Source organism: Photorhabdus sp. RM96S (genome assembly GCF_042879335.1).
In the GTDB taxonomy this organism is placed as follows: Bacteria; Pseudomonadota; Gammaproteobacteria; order Enterobacterales; family Enterobacteriaceae; genus Photorhabdus; species Photorhabdus kayaii.
This window is the reverse complement of the sequence record NZ_JBHFKT010000080.1, coordinates 1-5,452: the sequence shown is the minus strand read 5'-3', so window position 1 is coordinate 5,452 and position 5,452 is coordinate 1. Positions and strand designations below refer to the sequence as shown.

4 protein-coding genes, 5 tRNA genes and 2 rRNA genes are annotated in these 5,452 nt (G+C 42.0%); 10 read left to right on the top strand and 1 reads right to left on the bottom strand.

Translation table 11 applies throughout. The annotated features are described in order from the left end of the window. From rrf (ACGF49_RS23940) to birA, 5 genes are all read left to right on the top strand, one after another. Positions 1-103 (top strand): 5S ribosomal RNA (rrf, locus tag ACGF49_RS23940); the annotation flags it as partial. A gap of 39 nt (positions 104-142) precedes the next feature. Then, positions 143-218, top strand: a tRNA-Thr gene (locus ACGF49_RS23935). Between the two features lie 28 nt (positions 219-246). Further along, positions 247-362, top strand: a 5S ribosomal RNA gene (rrf, locus tag ACGF49_RS23930). Between the two features lie 137 nt (positions 363-499). Continuing rightward, positions 500-1,525, top strand: a complete 1,026-nt coding sequence (gene murB, locus ACGF49_RS23925) for a UDP-N-acetylmuramate dehydrogenase (RefSeq protein WP_113044170.1) — start codon at positions 500-502, stop codon at positions 1,523-1,525. Further along, a complete protein-coding gene (birA, locus tag ACGF49_RS23920; RefSeq protein WP_113044169.1) occupies positions 1,522-2,481 on the top strand; it encodes a bifunctional biotin--[acetyl-CoA-carboxylase] ligase/biotin operon repressor BirA in 960 nt (319 codons plus the stop codon). The genes murB and birA overlap by 4 nt, the downstream gene beginning before the upstream one ends. A gap of 43 nt (positions 2,482-2,524) precedes the next feature. Here the strand turns inward: birA and coaA are convergent, their stop codons facing one another. After that, positions 2,525-3,475 carry a type I pantothenate kinase gene (gene coaA, locus ACGF49_RS23915; protein WP_113044168.1) on the bottom strand — a complete coding sequence of 317 codons (951 nt, stop codon included), beginning with the start codon at positions 3,473-3,475 and terminating at the stop codon, positions 2,525-2,527. A 433-nt stretch (positions 3,476-3,908) separates the two neighbouring features. Between coaA and ACGF49_RS23910 the strand changes: the two genes are divergently transcribed. The 5 genes from ACGF49_RS23910 to tuf all read left to right on the top strand — a co-directional run. After that, positions 3,909-3,984: transfer RNA gene (locus ACGF49_RS23910), tRNA-Thr, on the top strand. Between the two features lie 15 nt (positions 3,985-3,999). Beyond that, positions 4,000-4,084: transfer RNA gene (locus ACGF49_RS23905), tRNA-Tyr, on the top strand. A gap of 101 nt (positions 4,085-4,185) precedes the next feature. Continuing rightward, a tRNA-Gly gene (locus tag ACGF49_RS23900) sits at positions 4,186-4,260 on the top strand. Between the two features lie 6 nt (positions 4,261-4,266). Then, positions 4,267-4,342: transfer RNA gene (locus ACGF49_RS23895), tRNA-Thr, on the top strand. A 111-nt stretch (positions 4,343-4,453) separates the two neighbouring features. After that, positions 4,454-5,452, top strand: a 999-nt coding sequence (tuf, locus tag ACGF49_RS23890; protein ID WP_387493130.1) for an elongation factor Tu, incomplete at its 3' end; no start/stop codon positions are given.

Below are 5,452 nucleotides of genomic sequence, written 5' to 3'. Positions count from 1 at the left end.
GCGCGGCGGTCCCACCTGACCCCATGCCGAACTCAGCAGTGAAACGCCGTAGCGCCGATGGTAGTGTGGGGTCTCCCCATGTGAGAGTAGGGAACTGCCAGGCTTTAATTTTTTGCGCCAACAGTGAGTTTGGGCAACCATTGCTGATATGGCTCAGTTGGTAGAGCACACCCTTGGTAAGGGTGAGGTCCCCAGTTCGAATCTGGGTATCAGCACCATGATAACGAATAAAGAATAAAGAATTTGTCTGGCGGCAATAGCGCGGTGGTCCCACCTGACCCCATGCCGAACTCAGCAGTGAAACGCCGTAGCGCCGATGGTAGTGTGGGGTCTCCCCATGTGAGAGTAGGGAACTGCCAGACCTTATTTTGAGACAAAAAGGCCATCCAAAGGGGTGGCCTTTTTGCATTTAACAAAGAATTAACTTAGTTTTCCAACTGTTTTCCACGCCTATAGCTGATAAACTACTTATTAAATAGCTTTATTGAGTGTTGAGTGAATGCTTTCTCTTAAAGAGTTTAATACCTTTGGGTTATCAGCCTATGCTAAACGTTTAGATATAGCTGAATCTGCCGAGTCTTTATTAGCTTTATGGCAGAAAGCCAAAAGCGAAAAACAACCTGTATTACTGCTTGGTGGAGGAAGTAATGTCTTATTTACTGCGAATTTTGAAGGAACTGTGATTCTGAATAGAATTATGGGGATTCAACAGCGGGAGACAGATGAATCATGGCATTTACATGTAGGGGCGGGAGAAAATTGGCACGAATTAGTCTGTCATTCTCTTAAAAATCAAATCTATGGATTAGAGAATTTGGCTTTAATTCCTGGTTGCTCTGGTGCAGCACCAATTCAAAATATTGGTGCATATGGTATTGAATTTAGAGATGTGTGTGAATATGTAGATGTTCTTAATCTAGAAACTGGGGAGCAAACGCGTCTTAGTGTTGGTGAATGTCAGTTTAGATATCGGGATAGTGTTTTCAAGCATAAATATAAAGCAAATTATTCTATTATTTCTGTAGGATTATTGTTGAAGAAGAATTGGCAGCCAATATTGAACTACGGTGATTTAACTAGGCTGTCGAAAGATAATGTAACTCCTCAGCAGATTTTTGATTCAGTATGTGCAATGCGCACCAGTAAATTGCCTGATCCTGCAATAACAGGAAACGCGGGGAGTTTCTTCAAAAACCCAATTGTCAGTGTGGAAGTTGCGGCAAAAATTAAAGAAAATTACCCTGATAGTCCCCAATATCTTTACACGAATGGGATGTTTAAATTGGCGGCAGCTTGGCTCATTGAACGTTGTAATTTAAAAGGTTATCGCATTGGAGGTGCATCTGTGCATCTTAGACAAGCTCTAGTATTGATAAATCAGGAAAATGCTACAGGTAAGGATGTAGTCTTATTGGCTGCTTACATTCGCAGGCAAGTGATAAGTAAGTTTGGTGTATTACTTGAACCTGAGGTTCGTTTTATTGGTTCTAAAGGCGAAATTGATGCTGTGGAATGTATTTCATGAAAGATATAACCGTGCCATTACAGTTGATTAAGATTTTGTCTGACGGTGAAGTTCATTCTGGTCAACAGTTGGGACAATATTTAGGGATGAGTAGGGCTGGAATTAATAAACATATACAGACAATTCGTGAATGGGGAATTGAACTAGAAACAACTCCTGGCAAGGGTTATAGCCTTATGGCACCTATGCAGCTACTTGATGAGTCTACTATTTTGCAATACTTACCTCAGGATCGTATAACTGTTTTGCCAGTTATTGATTCGACTAATCAGTATTTGCTTGAACGTTTATCTGAATTGAAATCAGGGGATGCTTGTGTTGCAGAGTACCAGTATGCTGGCAGAGGGCGGCGTGGAAGGAAATGGGTTTCTCCCTTTGGTAAAAATCTTTATTTATCTATGTATTGGCACCTTGAGCAAGGACCTGCTGCTGCAATTGGATTAAGTTTGGTTGTTGGCATTGTTATTGCTGAAGTATTGCATCGATTTGGCGCTGATAGAATTAGGGTAAAATGGCCAAATGATTTATATCTTGATGATAAGAAATTAGCGGGAATCTTAGTTGAACTAATAGGAAATACTGGTGATGCTGCTCAGGTTGTAATAGGTGCGGGTATAAATATTTCGATGGACCATAAGGACGAAGAACCTATTAATCAGCAATGGATTAATTTGTTGCAGGCAGGAATTCAAGTTGATCGTAATAAATTGGCTGTAGAAATAATACTTGATCTAAGGAAAGCTCTAATTCAGTTTGAAAATGAAGGTTTGTCTTCATTTGTTTCTCGGTGGTTTGAGTTAGATAATTTTATGGATAGGCCGGTGAAATTAATTATTGGTAGTCAGGAAGTGTATGGTATAGCCAGGGGTATTAATCAGCAAGGTGCTTTGTTACTTGATCAGAATGGTGTCATAACCCCATATATCGGCGGGGAGATTTCTTTAAGAGGTCGTTGAAAATGACCGGAAGAGAAATGTCTTCCGGGTTCGGAGACTATCTTTACTTACGTAGCCTTACGCTTTCAATAGTGTGATTAATACCTTTTGTCATGATTAGGCTTGCGCGTTCTCGAGTTGGTAAAATATTTTGTCGCAAATTCAGTCCATTGATCTCTTGCCAGATATCAGATGCAGTATTTATGGCTTCTTCTTCTGATAGTTTGGAGTAACTGTGGAAATAAGAATCTGGATCGGAAAAGGCACCTTGGCGGAATTTTAAGAAACGACTGATATACCAACTTTTGAGTAATTTTTCTGGTGCATCGACGTAGATAGAAAAGTCGACAAAATCAGAGACAAATACATGGTGTGGATCATGGGGATAATCCATACCGCTTTGTAATACATTCAAACCCTCTAGAATTAAAATGTCTGGTTGTTTAATGAATTTTTGCTCATTTGGTACGATATCATAGGTAAGATGAGAGTATACTGGTGCGGATACTTGTTTAGAGCCCGATTTAATATCAGATACAAATTTCACTAAGCTATGCATATCATATGATTGTGGGAACCCTTTCTTTTTCATCAGTCCACGTTCATTCAGCACGCTGTTAGAATGTAGAAAACCATCTGTAGTAATTAATTCTACGCTTCTGTGTTCAGGCCAACGACTCAGCAGAGCTTGTAATAGACGTGCTGTAGTGCTTTTACCAACAGCAACACTGCCAGCAATTCCTATGATATAAGGGACTTTTTGTCCGTCAGTACCTAGAAATTGTTCGAGCACTGCTTGACGACGTAAATTTGAACTAATATAAAAATTGAGCAAGCGAGATAAAGGAAGGTAAATCTCAACAACTTCTTCTAAAGAGATTTCTTCATTAATTCCTTTTAAATCAATTAATTCTTCTTTTGTTAATGTCAGTGGAACTGAATCACGTAAGGTTGCCCATTGTTCACGATTGAATTGCAAATATGGAGTAGCCAAAAAAAGTTCTTTTTTATTCATAAACCAACATCTGCCTGTTTGTGCAGGTTTGACAAGTTGCAATAAACAACCTGTACCCGACAAAAAATAAATCGCATGATATCGACTGATGAGCGGCAGGCGTAGGCTTTTTTATATTTTTAGCGGTTTTTTTTGTAAGAAATGCAGAATTGTAAAAAATTGAGTTGTTTTACTTCTTAATGTTAGTTTCAGCTGTTTGCTTATCACGATGGAAATTTAAATGATTCAAGGTGAAGTGTCCTATCAAGTTTTATCGAGCACTTGTAATCGGTTCCTTAGTTGGTAGGTAATTGGGTGTTTATTTTTTAAGCTAAAATTATTGAAAAAAACAGCTAATCGAATGGAGGTGAGTGTTTTATAACCGAATGATCAAGGAAAGCAATTTTTTTGTTGCATAGAGCGTTCACACTGCCTAGAATGCGCAGCACTTGATGCCGGCATAGCTCAGTTGGTAGAGCAACTGACTTGTAATCAGTAGGTCCCGAGTTCGATTCTTGGTGCCGGCACCATTAAGAATTTGGAAAGGTGGGGTTCCCGAGCGGCCAAAGGGAGCAGACTGTAAATCTGCCGTCACAGACTTCGAAGGTTCGAATCCTTCCCCCACCACCAAGAAATCAGATTTAATCTTGATATTCTTTTGGTACTTAACTGAAAGCAAAGTATATTGAGATCAACATACAGCTGATTAAAGTCAGGTAGCCGAGTTCAATGCGGGCATCGTATAATGGCTATTACCTCAGCCTTCCAAGCTGATGATGCGGGTTCGATTCCCGCTGCCCGCTCCAAGATGTGCTGATATAGCTCAGTTGGTAGAGCACACCCTTGGTAAGGGTGAGGTCGGCAGTTCGAATCTGCTTATCAGCACCACTTCCTTAATGTCCTTGTCTCCCGATTTTATTCCTGTAAGCGATATTCAACGAGCAATTGCTTGGTTGATGTGGTGGAACCACCGATTCCGTGTCTTAGAGGGACAATTTAATGTCTAAAGAAAAGTTTGAACGTACAAAACCGCACGTTAACGTTGGTACTATCGGCCACGTTGACCACGGTAAAACTACCCTGACTGCTGCTATCACTACTGTATTGGCTAAAACCTACGGTGGTAACGCTCGTGCATTCGATCAAATCGATAATGCACCAGAAGAAAAAGCACGTGGTATCACCATCTCTACTTCTCACGTAGAATACGATACCCCAGGCCGCCACTATGCGCACGTTGACTGCCCAGGCCACGCCGACTATGTGAAAAACATGATCACCGGTGCGGCTCAGATGGACGGCGCAGTCTTGGTAGTTGCCGCGACTGACGGTCCAATGCCACAGACGCGTGAGCACATTCTGTTAGGTCGTCAGGTAGGCGTTCCTTACATCATCGTGTTCCTGAACAAATGTGACATGGTAGACGACGAAGAGCTGCTGGAACTGGTTGAGATGGAAGTGCGTGAGTTGCTGTCTCAGTACGATTTCCCAGGCGATGACACGCCAGTTATCCGTGGTTCTGCTCTGAAAGCGCTGGAAGGTGATGCAGAGTGGGAAGCGAAGATCATTGAACTGGCCGATGCCCTGGACAGCTACATTCCAGAACCAGAGCGTGCAATCAACCAGCCATTCCTGCTGCCAATCGAAGACGTATTCTCTATTTCAGGCCGTGGTACCGTGGTAACTGGTCGTGTAGAGCGCGGTGTGGTTAAAGTGAGTGAAGAAGTTGAAATCGTGGGTATCAAAGAAACGACTAAAACTACTTGTACTGGCGTAGAAATGTTCCGCAAACTGCTGGACGAAGGCCGTGCAGGTGAGAACGTCGGTGTTCTGCTGCGCGGTACCAAGCGTGACGAAATCGAACGTGGTCAGGTACTGGCGAGACCCGGTTCAATCAAGCCACACACCACTTTCGAATCAGAAGTTTATATTCTGAGCAAAGACGAAGGTGGCCGTCATACGCCATTCTTCAAAGGCTACCGTCCACAGTTCTACTTC